The sequence below is a fragment of the Clostridium zhoujianii genome (genome assembly GCF_051590805.1).
Classification (GTDB): domain Bacteria; phylum Bacillota; class Clostridia; order Clostridiales; family Clostridiaceae; genus Clostridium.
Genome location: NZ_JBPUTF010000001.1, coordinates 1,188,200 through 1,205,428, shown reverse-complemented (window position 1 = coordinate 1,205,428; position 17,229 = coordinate 1,188,200). Strand labels below are relative to the sequence as shown.

Genomic DNA, 17,229 nt, shown 5'->3' with positions numbered 1-17,229 from the left:
AACAATCCCTACCTCTCTATGATACTAAATCATATGGATAACTATATAAGCTAAATGAAACCTTATAGATAATATTCTCTATACTCCTTTTCATTAAATTCTGCTATATCTCCCTTAGTAGTATTCTTTATTGAATACATTGCAAAATCTGAGTACTTAACTAGAGTATCGTAATCCTCTGAATTTTCAGGATACCATGCAATTCCTACAGAAGCCCTTATCATCAATTCATTAGACCCAGGCAAATAAAATATTGTATTTTTCATAGTTCTATGTATTTCTTTTACTATATCTAGTATTTCACCTTTATTTTCATATCCATAAATAAATATAGAAAACTCATCCCCAGATATCCTTGAAATTAGTGACCTATGTTTCTTAAATTCCTTAAGTATATTAGCTGCCTTTTGAATATATTTATCTCCATACTCATGTCCGTAAGAATCATTTACAAACTTTAAATTATCTAAATCTAACATAATAAATGCAGCTGTATTAAGATTATCTTTCTTAAGTTTCTCCATACACATCCTTCTAAAGGCTCTTCTATTTAACAGTCCTGTAAGAACATCATGATCCCTATCATATTCTATTTTAATCTTTTCAGAAATTTCTTTAGTTACATCAGTAATAATACCAATTGTTACATTTTCATCTTCTTGAACTATTATTTTTATCAAACGCTCCTCATTATCATTTTTTAATATATATATTTTTTCCTCATTCTCATACTTAACCTTAGTTGCATCTTCAATTATTAATTTAAAAGTTTCAATATCTAAATATTCTGGTGCTTCATGTACACCTTCGATTCCCAATACTTTAAATATCCCCTTAGTGCAGTATACACTTTCTTCGCCATTTCTATATTTAAATGCTCCCAAAGGAATATTTAGTAGATTAATAACCTTATTAAGCTTAGATGATTCCTCCGCCACATTTCTACTTAAGGTTGTAATTGCTGCTGATAGTTCATCAATCTCTAATATATTTACTTCCTCTAATCTTATAGGCTCTCTAGGATTGCTTTCTCTAACTTTTTTAGCTAAATCCCTTGTTGATCTTGTCACTTTTCTTACTAATATCAAAGCAAGGAATATTCCTATAGCTGTTGAAGCTATAATTAGGCTTACTAAATACTCCAAAGTTTTTAATATTGGTTGAAATAAATCCCCTCTTTTAATAAGTAATACAATATCCCACTTTTCCTCTGAAAATCTATCATTAGTTTTATATAAATTAATCTCTTTTTTAAAAATATAACCTGTATCCTTTTTCTTTCCATTTGTGAGTTTATGGATATTGTCGTAGATATTATCTATTTTCATATTTTCATTTTTATAATAATTCAATATTTCTTCACTAGTGCTATTAAGACTTATGATATCTTCTAAGTTTAGATTATTATCACTATTATTTGATTCTACCATTATGGCATATGAAGTCTTGTTATCCTTTTCATTTTTAGTTAAAATCTCATTGATATAATTTAAGTCAATACCTACACCAATTACACCATAAGGTATACCTTCATTATTTATGAGTGGGATAGAATAGGTTATAACTTTAACTTTAGGATTTGTTATATTTGATGGTTTACCCCAGTATCTAAATTCTCTAATGTCTTCATATTCATATTCATATTCCTTCAACTCACTTATTGGCTTATAAAAAAAATCATTATCAGCTTCTTCTTTGTTTAGTGTATATTTACTTTTCCAATTACTAGCAGGAGATATCTTCAAATTTTTAACAACATCAACTGATCCTATTTCTATATATAAATCAGAATTGTCATGATTAGTACCTACAGGATTGATATCCTTTATATAAATACCTTCTTTTTTATCTACATTTAAATTATCACTATTTTCATTTACAGTATCAAAGACTATAAAAAAATCAGTTGTATAGTTTTTATGTACCATATTAATTATATCCTCTGATATATCTGTTAGCACTTCATTTGATAAGCTATTATTACTATTTAATTCTTTAGTTGATACCCCCTTATTTTCTAAGATATTTAAAATATATGAATTAATTTCTTCTGCTTGATTATTTATATTACTCCAATTTTGTAGCATTTGATCTTCAATATAAGTTTGCTTATTGTTCACTTTATCATAAAAAATATTAAATGTATTATCTACTAATGCTGGTATTATACTACTTCTAAAAATTGCAATTGCAAAGAAACATCCTTGTAAAAGTATAGGAATAATTACTGCAATTTCCACCTTTCTTATTATTGAATTTTTCTTCACCCATAACACCTCCTTAATATTAAATACATTAATAAATCTACTAATCCTGAAGTTTTTTCTTAATCTAAAATAAAAAGTAAGAGGCAGGGATACACCCTACCTCCCATAATTTAAAATCTAAGTATTCTTCTTATTTATTCCCTTAACTTTAGATAACATAATTGGCACTGTTGTTGCTACAACTAAAATTATTAATAATATTATTGCCATCATATTACCAGATGCAAAGCCTATTGGAACCTTAGGTGTTATTACTCCTGTTAATTGTAGTATTATCCCTACTAGACCTATTATAGAACCTCCTGCAACAAGTCCAGAAGATAAGCTTATTCCATTAGATATTCTAAGTTCTCTTACTTTATCAGTTTTACTCATCTTTTCAACAAATAAACGTATTAATGCTCCTACTAGTATTATAGAAGTTGTTGATATAGGTAGATAGAATCCTATAGCAATAGTCATTATAGGCATATTTAATAAATATAAGAATAGTGCTATAACTACACCTACTATAATCATAGGCCATGGTAAGTTTCCTGACATTATACCTGATGTTAAAGTAGACATTAAGTTAGCCTGTGGAAGAGCAAATGGTGCATCTACTCCAGTAACTGCAATTTGATCCTTTAATATAAGAATTGTTCCAGTTACAACTACAACACCTACTATACTAGATATTACAAAATAGTTTTGCATTTCATTTTTTCTTCCCTTTATCATATAAGTTACCTTTTGAGATTGGCTATATCCACCTGCTACTGATATTGCTACTACCATAAATAGTGCAAATAAAAGTAAAGATTTATTATCTGACTTACCAGTCCATCCCATTACAACAAATACTAGTGTTAATATAACTAAGGATGCTATTGTCATACCTGATACAGGAAGGTTTGATGTTCCAATTGTACCAGTTAAACGACCTGCAACTATTACAAATAATAGGGCTAATATTAATGATACTATTGCTGCTATTAATGCCATAGTAATGCTTTTTGAAATTATAAACCCAGCTACAAATGCAAGTGCAACTCCAACTAATAATATTAATACATGTCCTGAGCTCTTTTCTGAATTACCATCATGCCCGCTCTTTGCTTTAAAAGTCTCTTTTAATGAAACTATTATGGTTGGTATAAGCTTAATTGCACCAATTAACCCACCACAAAGCATCATTCCAGCACCTATGTACTTAACATAATTACCTGATATTAAGTTTACGTCCATTGAATTAAGCAATACTGAAGAATCATTCCATGAATGTGCAGTAGATTCTGCAAAATCAGTAAAGTAGCCTATTAATGGAGCTATCCCAAAGTTAGCCAGTACAGAACCTGCAAACATAGTTAAGGCAACTTCCATTCCTACTATAAAGCCTATACCTAATAAAAGAGGATTTACTTCAGTAGAAAACTTCCACTTGTAGAACTTACTTCCTAAAAAATTAACAGTATTATTAATTAAATTTAAAAATGACCCTGTTAATACATTAATAATACCACTTACTACAAATCCAATACCCATGAACTTTCCGGCATCTCCACCTTCTTCTGAAGCCTGTATAGTTTCTGATATTGCTAAAGCTTCTGGATACATTAATTTTTGATCTTCTTCAATTATTAAATAATTATAAACTAGAGATAATGCCCCTATTCCAAATAAAGCTCCTGCTATACCTACAACTATGCCTTCAAAAAATGTAACATCACTGCCTATTAATATAATGGCAGGCAATACATAAATTACACCACTTGCTATAGATTCTCCACCACTTGACATACCTTGTATTATGTTCTTACCAAATATGTTTTTGCTACGAGAAAACATACCAAGAATTATTGAACCTATTATAGCTCCAGGAATTCCTGCTGCAACAGTTAATCCTGATTTCATACCTGAATATGCAGTAGATGCTGCAAATACAGTTGCTAGTAATATTCCTATTATCATTACAACTAAGTTTGATCCTTTGTTTTCTTTTCCTCCATGACTTTCACCCGAAGTCGATTTAGCCACTTTTCTCTTCATTTGTTATTTCCTTCCTTTGTTTGTTGATTATACTATGATTTTATTAATATAGTACCAAAAACTATATTATCATGTGTTCTTTATTGTCGCAATTATTTTTTCCTTTACTTAGGTTGCACATAATAAATTAACTTATTCTTTCTTTGAGTCTAATAAAGCTAAAAATAGTCGCCTTAGATTAAATATATTTAACCTTAGGCGACACTTACTTACATTATAGATATTATTATAGTCATAATTACTGTATTTATTATAATTAACTTTTTGTGTATACTATATTAACTCCCATGAAATACCACATAATTAATATATTGAACTGTAATTGTAGTATGTAGGACATTATATATTTACTACTTCTCATTAATTTTTACACTGCTGCATAAATAATTACTGATATTAATGTTGCAATTATATCGTATATATCAAATGGACTACCTAGAAAGAAATCATGGATTATTTCAGATGTTATAGCTAATACAGATATCCCTACTAAAGTTATGATTGTAAGTTTATAGGTATATTCGTTTTTATAAAATGATGTATATAGACTTTCTGATATGAATGCAAAGATCCATGGTGCTCCTATATTTGGTGCTATTCCAAGGATAAATTTTATTGACTCATTTGTCATAAGATTGGTATCTCGTCCAAGGACTGTAAGTGTCCATATTACTGCCCCTATTATACCTAGAATATTTGTTAACTTGAGCTTTTTCATTAATTTCTCCCTTTACTAATTATCAATATCATCAAAGATTTCGCCATTTTCTAAGTATATTAAATCTGTATTTAGACTACTATCCTTTATTAACATCTCCAATTCTTCTTTTGAAATAGTACTATCTCCTGATTTGAATATTTGTACTATATCCTTATGCATTGGAATAAAGTATTTAGGCTTCAATACATTTAATGCTTTTAATATTCCCTCTTTACCCATGGTCATAGGTGGAAAATAATTTGTTATTGGTAATATAGCAATATCAATAGAGAATTTGGATGCTATATCTTTCATAAAGGCTCCATAAAGGGTATCACCAGCAAAATATATGGTTTTACCTTCAGCTTGTATTATATAGCCTACTGTTGGAACCATATGTCTAGCTTGTACAACTGTTATTGATATATCTTTTATTTGGAAGGTTGTTCCTAGCTTTGCTGGTTTTCTATTTAATAGTAAGGGTATAAATGATAGGGTGGGTGCGTATAGCGGGCATTTATCCTTGAATTTCTTGATGAAGTTTATATCAATGTGGTCGAAGTGTTCGTGACTTAGTAGGATTCCATCTAGGGTTTCTATGTTTTTGTAGTCTTGTGAAACTGGTTTTGATCTCTTGTAGATTAGGTTACCTTTATTGCTGAAGTAGGGATCTAGGATTATTTTTGTTGTTTTGGTTGTTAGTAGGACTGTGCAGTTGCCTAGTAGTTGTAGTTTCATTTTTAACTCCCCTTTTACTATTGATACTTGAATTATCTAATAACCAAATTATACCACATTTTATTATTGATAAAGTGCTACTCATTGTTTGTACTTATTTTTGTATAAAAATAAGACTTAGATTACTCTAAGCCTTATCAACAATTATAGTTCTTCTTCTATTACTTTTTTACTTCTCTTAAGTTGCTAGATAGTCATTATATATATTTATAAAATAACTAGCTTCTCAGATAATACATACTCCTCTTCAATTTCTTTATGAGTTAAATTATTCTTTATATTATCTACCCTATTCTTCAAATATTTTTGAAGGGCTTCATCCTTACAATAAATATAGCATCCTTTCATTCCCCTAGTCATTAAAACCCTGTAGGTATTCTTAATTAGTTTATCTGCTATATCTAATGCTTCTTGTTTATTATTCTTGTATAACTTCTTTATCCCGTTTAAACTCTTATCCGTACGAGCCCTTTTAGTAAAGTCTGCTATTACTTGTCCATTTTCATACCTTAAATCATCACCTATAATGACTCCAACATAATCAAACTCTAAACCTTGGCAGGTATGAATACACCCAATTTCATTTACAGAATTTTTTCCTATTGCCCATGGTTCTTTGCTATTAAGATTCCACTTCATTTTAAAATCAAATTCTGGTAAAACAATATCATATGTGTCTTCCCTATTGTCATTTTTAGTCTCCCATTCCCAACAGTATCCTGCAAGCATTCTTGCTTTATTATTTTCCTTATTCTTTTCCATTATTAATTCTTTAATCTCACTTGGATTATCTAAAACTTTAATCTCATAATCAAAGTCAAATCCATCAAAGTTTGCTGTATCTTTTATTTCTAGTACATCATCAATCCAATTTAAATATCCATCTGAACCATTACATCTAAATTGTGCTGTTAACTCTTCTTCAATAACTTTCGCCCCTTGTTCCTTAGCAAAATGTTTTATTGCTTCTACAGAACCAATATCACTAAATGTTACTCTTTGTTCCTCATCAATAAAGAATACAGATAACTTTGATGTGCTTATTATTTCTTTTATTTGATTTTCACCCTTATTCTTAAACATTCCAGATTTTTCATTTAAGCGGTGTGCTTCATCAACTAGCAAAACATCTATTTCATTCTCTTTTGAGTCAATATAAGATCCTGATCCCTTAAACAAAGTTCCTATAAACTTTTGAGTATAGTTCCTTTTAAGTTTTAATGCGTATACTTCTCTAGGTGCTACATTTTTAGAAACATACTGTGTAAGATAACCTGCTGCATTAAGCTTTACTAATAAGTTAATAGCTAATACTGACTTTCCTGTACCTGGACCACCTTTTATAATAAAAACGTGCTTCTTCCCTGATAATATATTTTTCAATGCCACCTTTTTTATTCTTTCAAAAACAACCTTTTGTTGATCTATAAGCTTAAATTCTTCATTCCCATCAAGCATTAATACAAGAGCATCTTGTAGTGATTTTGAAGGTCTTATCTTGCCACCTTCAATGTCATATAAAGTTTTACCCCTATCTCCTTTTGAAACATACCTTAAAATAAACTTCCTAAGCTTATTAACCTCTCCTTGAGTATATGCTGGAGCCTTTTCTAAGTAGTTATTATAGCCGTCTGAAATTAATGGATCATTTTCTTTTTTTATATAGTTATGTAAATATGCACAGGGATGCAAAGCTATCCTATTCTTTTCTACCCCTTCATTATAATCTTCAATTGCACAGGCATAAGTCCATGCTTGATAAGATGGATGTGTTGTTCTTCTAACTCCCTTATTTATAAAAGTCTTAACTATTCCATCTTCATCTTGAACCTCTTCTACTTTCTCCCATTGTTTTAATTCTACAATAATTACATTTTGCTTATCATCTTTGTCTAGACCTGAAAGTATAAAATCTATTCTCATTGATGTTGCTGGAATTCTGTATTCAATTGCAACTGTACAATCCCCTGGAATTTGAGGTATGTTTAGTGCTTTATACATATAAAGCATAGAATTTTTCCATGCCCTTACTTCAGATTGATTAGCCTTACCAATCTTTTCTCTATATACCTTTTCTATTGCTATACTTATTTCATCATTATCTACATGCTTTATGAATTCATCCTTACTTGCCTCATAAACTATCATTTGCTACCCCATCCCTACTTTTTAAAGTTCAGTGTACTTTTTGCTTGTCCCCTTAGCTTTTTCTACTGGATATTTCTTTTCGTTCTTATCCATTTTTTTCTCTATTATATCCTCTATATTAACGCCTAGAGAGTCCGCCATATGTAAGCAATAAACCATAACATCAGCTAGCTCTTCTCCTACTGCTTCTTTATTGTAGTTATCATCCCAAAGGAAATGCTCTAATAACTCTCCTGCCTCAATACTTATTGCTTTGGCTAAGTTTCCTGGTGTGTGGAATTGTGACCAATCCCTGTCGTCTCTGAATTTTCTTACTCTACTTTTTATTTCTTCCATTATTTTTCTCCTTTATTAAAAATCCATATATATTATGTTTCCTATATTGTGAATCTATTACTATAATTGTACCATAATTTATTTGGGGATTTCATCTTTAGTTTCTAAGTTCATTTACTTTTAGTTAATTTAGAATTTGAATATTAATTTAAAGTTAAGAGGCAGGGATTATCCCTACCTCTCTTTTATTTTATTAGTATTGAGTATACAATCACTGATATAATTTTTTAAATTTGTACTATATATTAAATTAACTAACTTAAAATAATTTTTTAATTATTTCAGGTAGCAGTGCTAGTACACATATACAAACTAAAGTAATATTGTATTCTTAAAAGAATATTCCTTTTTATTAAATCAATGATACATATTTTCTGCTATGATGCAAATATCCATATTTATCCAACATTTTTTTCTATTCCTAGTGTAATTTATTGATTTATTTGAGAAAACATTTTATCTATCGTAAAGAATGTAATACTCAGCCTATGGGACCTATTGTTCCAAGAAGAGTAATTAATTTTATCTTTTTCCTTTTCTATCCCACAGCAAATAATACATACTACCATGTTCACCACTTTTTAAGACTATTAACTCTATATTTTACTTATTAACAATAATACCTATAGTTACTTTGTTTTTAAAAACACTTTATCAATTTATCTATTATTCCATGACTTACCAAATAATTCATTTCCATTTGCTGAAAGTTCTAAAACTTTTGTTTCTTCCAATATTCTTCTACTTTCTTTACTATATGCTGATTTCTTATCAAATGAAATAAAAATCTGTTTACCAACACTTTTATACTTTAAGAGTATTTTTTCAATAGCATCATCAGCTATTTGCTTTAAGACAACTGAATCGTGAATTAAAATTGGTAATACAGTCATCTCTAGTACGCTTAAATCGTATACTACCATGCTCTTATATGAAGTGCCTGTCCCAGTGTCATCTACAGTTTCAAACTTATATTTATTCTTGTCAAAGAAAAGAATAGGAGGTTTCTTTTTCCCAAAATATATATAATCGTTTATTTCCTGCATTTTAATATTAATACTACTTTGTAGCTTCTGTAGCTGCTCCATTTTCATGCTGTCTCTTCTATCTTTTGTATCATTCCTTGAAGTAGTTAGATTAATTAATTTTTCATATGCATTATTCTCATTTTCTATTGCTTCAATTTTTTTCTGTAAATTCGAGTATTTAATTAATATAGCCTTTGATAAGTTAGGTATCTGAATTACTTCTTTAATATTTCCTTCAATTTCATCTATTTCTAATTGTGAAGTTGACATTAATAAACTTAGCTTTTTTTTCTTATCAGCTAATTCATTTTTCAATACTTTTCTTATTTCATGATGAAATTCTTCTACTTCTATGATATTTTTGACATTTGCATTTGGGAAAAACTCTAATAATTCATTGAATTGTCCTGATCTCAGACTAGAAGTTTCTTTTATACTATTATTTATTGAAATAAATTCAGAATAAAATTTACTTAATTGTCTTTTAGCTACTGACAAGCGTTGCTTTAATCTCAGTACTTCCTCAGCTTTGACTGAATCTATATCTAACAAATTATTATCCAAATCCACGGAAATTTTTTCCTTTTCTTTGTTCAAAACATCTAATTCATTTAAATTTATAGTATACTGACGTTTACCAATAGACGATACAAATTTATATTTTTGAGCATTTTTAAATGTAATTAGTTCTTCTTCTCTTTTCTTTAATAATGACTCTAGCTCAGAAATTTCATTATATAAGTTAAACAATTTTAATAATGCATTAATTGGAGCTCCAGCTGATTCATTATGGACAATATCTAATGGTCGTTTCTCATTTAGATTATCTTTTCCGTATATTCTAGTATACCTACCAACAATGTCACGAAAACTAATATTAGTATATTCTATACCATAACCTTTCTTTAAAAACTTCTGATAATCTCCAAGTGAGATATTTGATATAATATCATATTTTTCATTGCACTTACCAACACTTTCTAATTCATTTGTATTTCTTGAAAAGTAATATCTGTTCCCATGAAAAATAAAACAAAATTTAATTGTATGGGCTCCAACGTTACGTTGAATATCTGTAGATTTTAATATGTAATCTTTCCCACCAAATACAAAATCTATAATCATTAAAAAAGTAGATTTACCAATAGAATTTGTACCATAGTCATCACCCAAAATAGTATTTAAGTTAGGATAAAATTCGATTCTTTTTTCTTTAAATTGTTCACAAATAACCTCATATAGCATAATAAACTCTCCTTGATATATAATTATATTCTATTTTACCTAAAACAAATAGGCACTCTAATGTCTCTATAAATTCAGTAATACCAGCAAATTTATTAATTACTTTTATATATAATTCATAAACAGTTAATTCTTCTTTTTCTAAAATATTTAATATAATAGGAAATTTATTTATTATGCTTTCGCTATAACTGAATAATTTATTTGGTAATTTCATGGAACACCTCACAACTCTGCACAAAATACGAAATGACAGCTTCACATGCTTCATTTGAAGCTCCTAATGATTTTGATTCTATCCATCTTACTAAATGTTTAAATATGTCACTTTTGCTAACCATTTCTTTTTCGCATTTCAAAAAACTTGTCTTTATCTCTGATGCAACTAATGTAAAGTTCATCTGTCCTGATTGCTCCAGATTTTGAAATGTTTCTTTTATAAAATTAAAATAAATACAAACATATGTTTCAACTTTAATTTTTAATATAGAATATGTATCCTCAATTTTATCAGCAATCTTCAATGCTCTATATTCCAATTTCATATTTTTTAATGTCTTTTCATCAATTTGTGAAAGAGCATTAATTACCAAAATTATTTCTTGCTCTAAATCTTGGTGAGAAGTAGCTATTTGGGCTTTAGAAGAAGAGAGTAGTCTTTTTTTAATTTTTATTAAATTTAAATATTCCTCTTTCGTTTTATGATAATCATAATAACCATGACAATCTTTACATAATGCAATTTTATTTTCGAAATCTTCGCAGTTATTACCCAATCTTTCAAGTCCCATTAGCTCATTTTCTTCATTAGCTATTGGACTGTTAGGATAAATGTGCGCAATCTCATATTTCTTATTTATACGCTTTCCCTTCTCTGCTAACATATATTTCCCACACAAAGGACATATCCCGCTTACTTCCAATAAATATGCTCTATCCATATTATCTGTAATAGCAATTCTATCTATTAAATATGGATCATTTGCCTTTATATTGTCCAAGTTCAGACCCCCTCATATTAATGTATAACCATATTATTAAAATACATTTTCGACACTACAACCATTAATAATTAATTTTATTCCAAATACATCCATATTGATTATACTATACTGTAATATTATGTCTACTTTTATTTATTGCTTAAAACTTAATTTATCATAACCATGCAAACCATAACTCCTTGCAACTCCCGTATTCTGTTCAATATAAATCACTGTACTCCTCCATCCCTCTGGCTATAGTATCTTCTCTATCCAAACCTCATCATGTAAAAGCCTCTATTTTTCTATCAATACAAGCCTTCAAATCCTACTTTTAGCAAAAAAGAGACTCGGAATCCCGAGCCTCTCAAAGCCAACTTCACTAACAAATTCAAACCCTATATTACTTATTTCCTCCCCCTACTAAACCACTCCTCAGTAGCCACCTTCATCTCCTTAGGCAAAATACCCCCATAAACTTCACTATGTAACCACCCCAAAGTCTTACCATTCAAATACTTTCTCATCTCATCTTCAGCCTCAAGCATCACAACCTTAATCAAACAAGGACACTTAGTATGTGTCTCAGGTAAATTATCCTTATCCAGCAATATATTATTCTGCCTGATTTCTGCACACTGAAATATTGGCTCACTTCCCTCTACAGCCTCAACTACATTCCAAAATGTTATCTCATCTGCACTACGAGCTAATGCATATCCACCCTTTACCCCTGGTACAGACTTTACAATTCCAGACTTACTTAGCTTTGCATATACCTTAGATAAATAAGTCTCTGATATACCTTGAAAAGTTGCCAAATCCCTTATTCCAACTGATTTTCCTTCCTCTAAATTTACCATATACAATAAACAATGTAGAGCATACTCTACTCCTATTGAAAACTTCATTATAGTCATTCTCCTTATATAAATAATTTACTTTATAATAACATCATTACTGATTTTAATTCAAGTAAGACCTAAAAACCCTATTATATTTTATTATTGACATCCTGCAGAAATTATTATACTATGATTATGGATAAAGGTTATCCACGATAAATTAAATCTGTAATTAAAGGAGACGATATAATGTTTAATGAAAAGTTTTTTGAAGTTCTAAATCACGAAGGTGTAGTTTCTATTGTAACTTGCGCAAATAATGAGGCTCATGCTTCTAATACATGGAATAGCTATTTAGTTATAGTAGAGGATAATAAGATTTTAATTCCTGCTGCTGCAATGATTAACACTGAAAATAATATTAATATAAACCCTAAAGTTAAGTTAACTCTTGGTAGTCATGAAGTTGAAGGCTATAGATATATGGGAACTGGATTTTTAATTGAAGGAACTGCTAGATTCTTAAAAGATGGAGAGCACTTTAATATGATGAGAGAAAAGTATCCATTCTTAACAAGAGTATTAGAAGTTACTGTTACCTCTTGTAAGCAAACATTATAATAAGTTTTTTATTTAAGGAGAATACTATGTCAAGAAGAATTAATAAGTCAATTTGTATAGGCTGTGGAACCTGCGAAAGAGTATGTATCGTTGGTTGTATTTCAGAAGAAGATAATAGAAAAAGATTAATCAATGAATCTGCTTGTGTAGATTGTGGAGCATGTGAAGCTGCTTGTCCTATGAAATGTATTAGTGAAGTTCAAGGATAGGATATTAATTAAAATAGAATAGATTCATCTTTAATAAAACTATATTGCTTACTTGTAATATAGTTTTATTAAATTTGAGATTGATTAACTTGTATAATCAATTACCTATTTCTTTGTATAATTTCTCGTTCTATTAATACCTTAGAAATATACATTGCCTCTATAATGAGTGTTAATATCTCATGTTTAGTACTGTCTTCTCCATACTTACTTCTAACCTTTTCTGTTTTATTTATAATAGAAATCACAGGTGGCAATGCTTTTTCCAAATCTCTCTTACTATATATATCTATGGCTCTATCTTTTTCCAACAAAGATTTAGAGATTTTTAACATCATATTTTTTAGTTTTCTTCTCTTTATCTCTTTAATAAGCTAATCAACAAACTGAAGTTTTTCAATCAATCTTATTAAAAATAACTGTTTGCTCTTTTATCGATACTTTCCCAACTTGGTAACCATATTCTGTAAGTTCTTTTTTATACTTCAAGAAAGAATGGTCTATTGATATTCCAGCAATATTCTGTATTTCTTCAAAAGTTAATTTAAAAGAAGGACTTCCATCTTTCTGCACATATTCCCATAAAGAATTGTATTTACTCATTATTATTTACCCCCTTCAAATTCTAATTTATCTATCTGTAACTTAATGCTATTATAGCACATTGCAATACTCTATTATTCAATTTTAAAAGAACATTTATGTGGCTTTTTCTAAAAACTAACTTGTTAACTTTAATAGCTCATTAAATAAATCTCTATTTTATTGTATTATTTAACTTAACAATTCTTCATCATAATTATTTATATAGACATTATCACTACATTCAAAAGCTCTCTTGCCTTTCTTTGCAATAATCAAATAGTATCCTGCTCTTTTTCTTAATACTATTAATAAATCTTCATCTGAATACTTAGTTAAATCCTAATTGTAATAGCACTCTACCTATTCCAATTAATTTCTTTACCACCTATAAGATAGGCATTTTAATTATCCTTTCCTCTTCCATCAAGTTTTCTTGCACCATTATTTTCATATATGTTTCAAATATATAAACTAGTTATTAAGTTTCTAAGCAACTTAATAACTTAACAAATCTATCCTTTATTTACATCATCCTTTCTACATATCATGCATAACTACAAATTACTTTTATATTATTAAACTATTTTATTTTCTTTAACCTTCCTGCTCCATATTTATCCTTGTGAAGTAAAATTAAATCAAACTTTTTATACATGGCAAAAAGGACTGAAAATAACATTTCCAACTCTTTTTTTAGTTGCCTATTTAATTTATATTATCACTATAACCACTCCATAATTATTGTAATTATAGTAATTAAATGTATAATATAAAATATAGACTGACCTATAATTATATTAATAAATTAAGTTAATATTATTAATATTTCACAAAAGGAGGCTTTATATGAAGGGTTGTCCAGAATGTAATTCTAATTTTAAATTCTCTGAAAGATTAAGATCTTTAAAAAGGAAGCAGGGAGAAATCAGATGTAATAATTGCAATAGTATTTTTATAGAAGAATATAAACAATTTTATAAGACTACTTCAATTATTTCCGGATCTACTGGATTTCTTTGTTTTTTTTTAGCGGATGGATTTATGATATGGTAAATAACATTATAGTTGGATTTTGTATGGCTGGATTTATATCTATGCTAATAATGATTATAGCAATGCTTATATTGCAGAATTGGATTAAATATAAAAAGGTAAACTAAAGTTTTTGAAATCTTATTTTACTCATTCATGAGGCAATGGAAATATATCAACCTTCTGTTATACTCATAGCCTTGAATTTTCCATTTCATAGGATGGATGATTTAACCCAGTTGGTTCATAGTAATTATCGCCTATATACTGAAACCCTAAGGCATTCAAAAGTTTTTTAGATGTTTTATTACTAGGATGATGTCCTGCATAAAGTTTTAAAGCATTTAATTCTGTAAAGCAGTAATCTATAACAGCCTTTGCTGATTTAAATCCATATCCTTTTCCCCAGTACTTTTTACGAAGATGAAAGCCAATTTCATATGTATTATATTCTAATTTAAATGGACGTACACCACAGCATCCTATTAATTCACCTGATATTAGTTCAAATATAGGCAAGTATTGTACATGATACTTTTCTCCATTATTAATTTCAATACTTAATCCCCTTAAAATATCCTCTTCTGTAAATTTACCTGTAGCACAAATATACCTAGTTACATCCTTTTCTCCACATAATTAAAATGCTAATTCTAAATCACTAGCACTCCAATTTGAAAAGCCTATATCTTCTATTTTCATAAAATATTCTCCCATTATATTAACTTCCTTTTCTATGCATAATACTATTCTAATAGCCTTTATAACCCTCTATTTTCAATCTTATCTACTGCTTATAATTTATTATTTAAAAAACTTTCTAAAATATTGTTAAATTCATTTGGTATATCCATATTTACAATGTGACCTGCATTTTTAAATACAACAAGTTTACAATTAGGCTCAAATTCAGCCCACTTTTTAGCTGCTTTTATTGCCATATCATTATCATATTCCCCTACCCCAATCATTAGTGGATATTCTCTTCTCTGAGTTTTAACTTTATTAACTAAGGTTCCTAATGAAGCCAAATACTTAAAAGATCTCTTTTTAAATTCAATATTCATTTCATAAAATCTTTCTTGTGCTGATTTTGTAAAAGCAGATATTTTTTTATTATCCTTTGCAAAAGCCTTAATTGAAAAAATGGCTTTAATCATCATTTTAATTTGTTCTTTACTATTTTCTTTTTGCAGTGAACTATCAAAATTGTTTATATCATATCCTCCAATACAACAAAGAGATGCAACTTTACTTGGATATTTATTTGCAAAGTCCTGAATTAGTATTGCTCCAATTGAAACACCTACCAAATTAACTTTCCTTATTTTTTCTTTTAACATTATTTGATTAATGTATTTAGATGTATCAGTAATAGCTCCATCTCCGATTGATTTTCCATGACCTATCAAATCAATTGCAATAACTTTATAATCATCATTAAAATGTTCAAATTGTGTGTCAAAACAAGTATGATTTCCAAAAGCTGGATGAACGAATATTATTCCCTCTTCCTTATTACTATCATTTATCCAATAACGAATAGGTGTATTATCTAATATCATTTCTCTCATAATTGAACCAACTCTCCTTATATTCTATTGAATTGTAAATCTAATTAACCATCACCTGAATTATCGATACTTTCAAATATTAAAGTCCATTCCCCAGTTATATTATCAAAGCTTTTTACATCCTTAAAGGTTTCATCTGAAGTAACTTCTTCAGTCCACTGTACATCTCCATTTGAATCTTTAAGCTCAAATTTAACCTTACCTTTAGTAAGACTCATATCAATTTCTAATTTCATTCCTTGTTACTATTACAATTATGCTACTTTCCGTTGCATCCTACTGATTCACTACTTTTACAAATCCTCACTATTACTATAATTTTCGATTGTACTCATTTTTCAATATACTTTGCCTATCTAGTTGCAATTGACTTGATGTAAAATTAATAATAAATTCTTCAATTGCTGATAGGGTTCCCATAACACAAACAATATACATTAATCCATTTGTGTGAATGTAGTAATACAATATTGGAAATAGAAATAAAACTATCCCTGTAATTTTATTTCCATAGGTATGAATACTAGCAAAGGTCTTATATTTTTTTAAAGCGAGAACCATTGATGATAATCTGATAATAGCAATTAATAGTATCCATATTATTATCTCTATTGCTGGATTTATAATTGGATAAAACAAAAGTATTATTACTCCAACCATTACCATATCAGCTACAGAATCAAGCTTTGCCCCAAATATACTTGTTGTCCCTGTCTTTCGCGCAATAAACCCATCTATAATATCACTTAATCCACAAATAATATATATTACATAAAAAGCTAGGCTAAATGGTTTAATAAAAATTAAAGTTAATGAAAGAATTATTCTACTAACTGATATATAATTGGGTATTGTTTTCATCTCATCACCTCTTACGAAATAAAAAATAG

18 protein-coding genes and 1 pseudogene are annotated in these 17,229 nt (G+C 28.6%); 3 read left to right on the top strand and 16 right to left on the bottom strand.

Annotated features, from left to right (window positions below; all coding sequences use genetic code 11):
* Positions 1–62: 62 nt before the first annotated feature.
* The 10 genes from ACSYT2_RS05745 to ACSYT2_RS05700 all read right to left on the bottom strand — a co-directional run bounded on the left by ACSYT2_RS05745 (position 63) and on the right by ACSYT2_RS05700 (position 12,384).
* Positions 63–2,267 (bottom strand): GGDEF domain-containing protein, encoded by a 2,205-nt coding sequence (locus ACSYT2_RS05745; protein WP_438384049.1) that lies wholly within the window; start codon positions 2,265–2,267, stop codon positions 63–65.
* A gap of 117 nt (positions 2,268–2,384) precedes the next feature.
* Positions 2,385–4,295, bottom strand: a complete 1,911-nt coding sequence (locus tag ACSYT2_RS05740; RefSeq protein WP_438384048.1) for an OPT family oligopeptide transporter — start codon at positions 4,293–4,295, stop codon at positions 2,385–2,387.
* 367 nt (positions 4,296–4,662) lie between these two features.
* Positions 4,663–5,013: a hypothetical protein gene (locus ACSYT2_RS05735; RefSeq protein WP_438384046.1), complete on the bottom strand. Its 351-nt coding sequence runs from the start codon at positions 5,011–5,013 to the stop codon at positions 4,663–4,665.
* 15 nt (positions 5,014–5,028) lie between these two features.
* The gene (locus tag ACSYT2_RS05730) at positions 5,029–5,733 is read right to left on the bottom strand and encodes an MBL fold metallo-hydrolase (protein ID WP_438384045.1); all 705 of its coding nucleotides are present in this window, start codon (positions 5,731–5,733) and stop codon (positions 5,029–5,031) included.
* Between the two features lie 207 nt (positions 5,734–5,940).
* Positions 5,941–7,881, bottom strand: coding sequence for a DNA/RNA helicase domain-containing protein (locus ACSYT2_RS05725; RefSeq protein ID WP_438384043.1), 1,941 nt, complete (start codon positions 7,879–7,881; stop codon positions 5,941–5,943).
* Between the two features lie 21 nt (positions 7,882–7,902).
* Positions 7,903–8,217 carry a nucleotide pyrophosphohydrolase gene (locus ACSYT2_RS05720; protein WP_438384041.1) on the bottom strand — a complete coding sequence of 105 codons (315 nt, stop codon included), beginning with the start codon at positions 8,215–8,217 and terminating at the stop codon, positions 7,903–7,905.
* A 659-nt stretch (positions 8,218–8,876) separates the two neighbouring features.
* Entirely contained in the window at positions 8,877–10,490 is a 1,614-nt protein-coding gene (locus tag ACSYT2_RS05715; RefSeq protein WP_438384039.1) for a DUF2326 domain-containing protein, read from the bottom strand.
* A complete protein-coding gene (locus ACSYT2_RS05710; protein WP_438384037.1) occupies positions 10,480–10,707 on the bottom strand; it encodes an ABC-three component system middle component 7 in 228 nt (75 codons plus the stop codon). The genes ACSYT2_RS05715 and ACSYT2_RS05710 overlap by 11 nt, the downstream gene beginning before the upstream one ends.
* Positions 10,691–11,491 carry an ABC-three component system protein gene (locus tag ACSYT2_RS05705; protein WP_438384035.1) on the bottom strand — a complete coding sequence of 267 codons (801 nt, stop codon included), beginning with the start codon at positions 11,489–11,491 and terminating at the stop codon, positions 10,691–10,693. The genes ACSYT2_RS05710 and ACSYT2_RS05705 overlap by 17 nt, the downstream gene beginning before the upstream one ends.
* Positions 11,492–11,880: 389 nt before the next feature.
* Complete coding sequence (locus ACSYT2_RS05700; protein WP_438384033.1) at positions 11,881–12,384, bottom strand: RrF2 family transcriptional regulator; 504 nt, start codon at positions 12,382–12,384, stop codon at positions 11,881–11,883.
* Positions 12,385–12,567: 183 nt separating this feature from the next.
* Between ACSYT2_RS05700 and ACSYT2_RS05695 the strand changes: the two genes are divergently transcribed.
* Together ACSYT2_RS05695 and ACSYT2_RS05690 are read left to right on the top strand one after the other, a co-directional pair.
* Entirely contained in the window at positions 12,568–12,939 is a 372-nt protein-coding gene (locus ACSYT2_RS05695) for a pyridoxamine 5'-phosphate oxidase family protein (RefSeq protein ID WP_438384031.1), read from the top strand.
* Between the two features lie 26 nt (positions 12,940–12,965).
* On the top strand, positions 12,966–13,148 hold the full coding sequence (locus tag ACSYT2_RS05690; protein ID WP_438384030.1) for a 4Fe-4S binding protein: 183 nt from the start codon (positions 12,966–12,968) through the stop codon (positions 13,146–13,148).
* Between the two features lie 101 nt (positions 13,149–13,249).
* On the opposite strand, the gene ACSYT2_RS05685 is transcribed toward ACSYT2_RS05690, so the two are convergent.
* The gene (locus ACSYT2_RS05685; RefSeq protein ID WP_438384028.1) at positions 13,250–13,459 is read right to left on the bottom strand and encodes a hypothetical protein; all 210 of its coding nucleotides are present in this window, start codon (positions 13,457–13,459) and stop codon (positions 13,250–13,252) included.
* Positions 13,460–13,544: 85 nt separating this feature from the next.
* Positions 13,545–13,751, bottom strand: a complete 207-nt coding sequence (locus ACSYT2_RS05680) for a hypothetical protein (RefSeq protein ID WP_430856208.1) — start codon at positions 13,749–13,751, stop codon at positions 13,545–13,547.
* 828 nt (positions 13,752–14,579) lie between these two features.
* Between ACSYT2_RS05680 and ACSYT2_RS05675 the strand changes: the two genes are divergently transcribed.
* Positions 14,580–14,786: a hypothetical protein gene (locus ACSYT2_RS05675; RefSeq protein ID WP_438384026.1), complete on the top strand. Its 207-nt coding sequence runs from the start codon at positions 14,580–14,582 to the stop codon at positions 14,784–14,786.
* Positions 14,787–14,957: 171 nt separating this feature from the next.
* Here the strand turns inward: ACSYT2_RS05675 and ACSYT2_RS05670 are convergent.
* From ACSYT2_RS05670 to ACSYT2_RS05655, 4 genes and pseudogenes are all read right to left on the bottom strand, one after another.
* Positions 14,958–15,389, bottom strand: a pseudogene (locus ACSYT2_RS05670) (GNAT family N-acetyltransferase); the annotation flags it as partial.
* 170 nt (positions 15,390–15,559) lie between these two features.
* On the bottom strand, positions 15,560–16,339 hold the full coding sequence (locus ACSYT2_RS05665) for an alpha/beta fold hydrolase (RefSeq protein ID WP_438384024.1): 780 nt from the start codon (positions 16,337–16,339) through the stop codon (positions 15,560–15,562).
* A gap of 44 nt (positions 16,340–16,383) precedes the next feature.
* Entirely contained in the window at positions 16,384–16,575 is a 192-nt protein-coding gene (locus ACSYT2_RS05660) for a hypothetical protein (RefSeq protein ID WP_438384023.1), read from the bottom strand.
* A 76-nt stretch (positions 16,576–16,651) separates the two neighbouring features.
* A complete protein-coding gene (locus ACSYT2_RS05655) occupies positions 16,652–17,200 on the bottom strand; it encodes a CDP-alcohol phosphatidyltransferase family protein (protein WP_430856204.1) in 549 nt (182 codons plus the stop codon).
* Between the last annotated feature and the right edge of the window lie 29 nt (positions 17,201–17,229).

Coding starts and splice junctions, on each gene's coding strand:
- ACSYT2_RS05740 (WP_438384048.1), bottom strand. CDS start 4,295: ATGAAGAGAAAAGTGGCTAAATCGACTTCGGGTGAAAGTCATGGAGGA.
- ACSYT2_RS05735 (WP_438384046.1), bottom strand. CDS start 5,013: ATGAAAAAGCTCAAGTTAACAAATATTCTAGGTATAATAGGGGCAGTA.
- ACSYT2_RS05730 (WP_438384045.1), bottom strand. CDS start 5,733: ATGAAACTACAACTACTAGGCAACTGCACAGTCCTACTAACAACCAAA.
- ACSYT2_RS05725 (WP_438384043.1), bottom strand. CDS start 7,881: ATGATAGTTTATGAGGCAAGTAAGGATGAATTCATAAAGCATGTAGAT.
- ACSYT2_RS05720 (WP_438384041.1), bottom strand. CDS start 8,217: ATGGAAGAAATAAAAAGTAGAGTAAGAAAATTCAGAGACGACAGGGAT.
- ACSYT2_RS05715 (WP_438384039.1), bottom strand. CDS start 10,490: ATGCTATATGAGGTTATTTGTGAACAATTTAAAGAAAAAAGAATCGAA.
- ACSYT2_RS05710 (WP_438384037.1), bottom strand. CDS start 10,707: ATGAAATTACCAAATAAATTATTCAGTTATAGCGAAAGCATAATAAAT.
- ACSYT2_RS05700 (WP_438384033.1), bottom strand. CDS start 12,384: ATGAAGTTTTCAATAGGAGTAGAGTATGCTCTACATTGTTTATTGTAT.
- ACSYT2_RS05695 (WP_438384031.1), top strand. CDS start 12,568: ATGTTTAATGAAAAGTTTTTTGAAGTTCTAAATCACGAAGGTGTAGTT.
- ACSYT2_RS05690 (WP_438384030.1), top strand. CDS start 12,966: ATGTCAAGAAGAATTAATAAGTCAATTTGTATAGGCTGTGGAACCTGC.
- ACSYT2_RS05680 (WP_430856208.1), bottom strand. CDS start 13,751: ATGAGTAAATACAATTCTTTATGGGAATATGTGCAGAAAGATGGAAGT.
- ACSYT2_RS05675 (WP_438384026.1), top strand. CDS start 14,580: ATGAAGGGTTGTCCAGAATGTAATTCTAATTTTAAATTCTCTGAAAGA.
- ACSYT2_RS05665 (WP_438384024.1), bottom strand. CDS start 16,339: ATGAGAGAAATGATATTAGATAATACACCTATTCGTTATTGGATAAAT.
- ACSYT2_RS05660 (WP_438384023.1), bottom strand. CDS start 16,575: ATGAAATTAGAAATTGATATGAGTCTTACTAAAGGTAAGGTTAAATTT.
- ACSYT2_RS05655 (WP_430856204.1), bottom strand. CDS start 17,200: ATGAAAACAATACCCAATTATATATCAGTTAGTAGAATAATTCTTTCA.